The organism is Kribbella albertanoniae (assembly GCF_004348455.1).
Taxonomy (GTDB): Bacteria; Actinomycetota; Actinomycetes; order Propionibacteriales; family Kribbellaceae; genus Kribbella; species Kribbella albertanoniae.
Map to the genome: position 1 here is coordinate 1 of NZ_SMKA01000514.1, position 1,570 is coordinate 1,570.

Annotated in this window: 1 protein-coding gene; it reads left to right on the forward strand. The window is 68.3% G+C overall.

Annotated elements, in window-relative coordinates; all coding sequences use genetic code 11:
- The first annotated feature begins 285 nt into the window (after positions 1-285).
- Positions 286-1,551: an IS110 family RNA-guided transposase gene (locus E1261_RS44700; protein ID WP_132416436.1), complete on the forward strand. Its 1,266-nt coding sequence runs from the start codon at positions 286-288 to the stop codon at positions 1,549-1,551.
- The last annotated feature ends 19 nt before the right edge of the window (positions 1,552-1,570 follow it).

Genomic DNA, 1,570 nt, shown 5'->3' on the forward strand with positions numbered 1-1,570 from the left:
AGAACCCACAAGCTCACTGGTCTACCTTCCTCAGGTCGGCGCTTCTGGATGAGGCGTTGATGCACCCGAGGTGCCGCTTGCGTTACCGCCCGGCTGGCTTGACGTTGCAGACGTCCACCATCAGATCTGCGGGACTGAGCGGTTCCCCGGGGCGTGCCGACCGTCGACAGGGCTGAGCGCCAGGGCTTCGATGCTGAGAGCGCCGATCAGTGAGCGAACCGGCAGCCGCGTCCCGGCACCACATAAGGGTGCCTCCCCACTGGGTCTAGCAGCGAGGAGGCTGACGTGAAGTCTGCCATGAACACCCTGCCCAACGCACTGCCCGAACAAGCCGTCAACGATGTGACCGCCGGTCTGGACTGGGCCCGCGACGACCACGCCGTGTCGGTCGTGAACGCCCGCGGCCAAGAAATCGACCGGTGCACCGTCGAGCACACCGCCGCCGGCCTGCGGGAGCTGATCGCCAGGCTGGGCCGCAACGGCGTCGGTGAGGTCGCGATCGAACGACCCGACGGCCCGGTCGTCGATGCTCTGCTCACGGCCGGTGTCACCGTGGTCGTGATCAGCCCGAACCGGATCAAGAACCTGCGCGGCCGCTACGGATCGGCCGGTAACAAAGACGACCGCTTCGACGCCTACGTGCTGGCCGATACCCTGCGCACCGACCGGGCCCGGCTCGTGCCGCTCACCCCCGACAGCCCTGCAACCGTCGTACTGCGCCGGGCGTGCCGGACCCGCAAGGACCTCGTCGGTCACCGGGTCGCGGTCGCGAACCAGCTCCGCGCGCACCTGCGTAATGCTTTCCCCGGTGTGGTCGGGTTGTTCGCCGAGATCGACTCGCCGATCAGTCTGCAGTTCCTGACCCGGTTCGACACCCAGGACCGCGCGGACTGGCTCTCGCCGAAACGACTGGGCGCCTGGCTGGCATCCGTCGGCTACTCCGGCAAGAAGGATCCCGCCGCGCTGCACGCCCACCTGGTCGCCGCACCCCGCGGCGCGACCGGCCACGACGCCACCTTGAACGCCCAGATCACCCACGCCCTAGTCGCGATGCTCACCACCATGGTTGAGCAGATCAAGACCCTGTCCGGCCAGATCAGCGACCAGCTCACCGCGCACGCCGATCAGCACATCTTCACCAGCCTGCCCCGCTCAGGCCGCCTCCGCGCAGCCAGACTCCTGGCCGAGATCGGCGACTGCCGCGCCCGCTTCCCCACCCCCGAAGCCCTTGCCTGCCTGGCCGGCGCCGCACCCTCGACCCGGCAATCAGGCAAACTCCGCACGGTCGGATTCCGCTGGGCCTGCGACAAACAACTCCGCGACGCCGTCACCGACTTCGCCGGCGACACCCGACGAGACAATCCATGGGCCGCCGACCTCTACGACCGAGCCCGAGCCCGAGGCCACGACCACCCCCACGCCGTCCGCATCCTCGCCCGCGCCTGGCTGTTCGTCATCTGGCACTGCTGGCAAAACAGCACCGCCTACAACCCCGATCAGCACAACGCCCTCCAACGCGTCCTCAACCCCACCGAACAGAAGGCGGGTTGACACAGGGCTTCTGATGGGG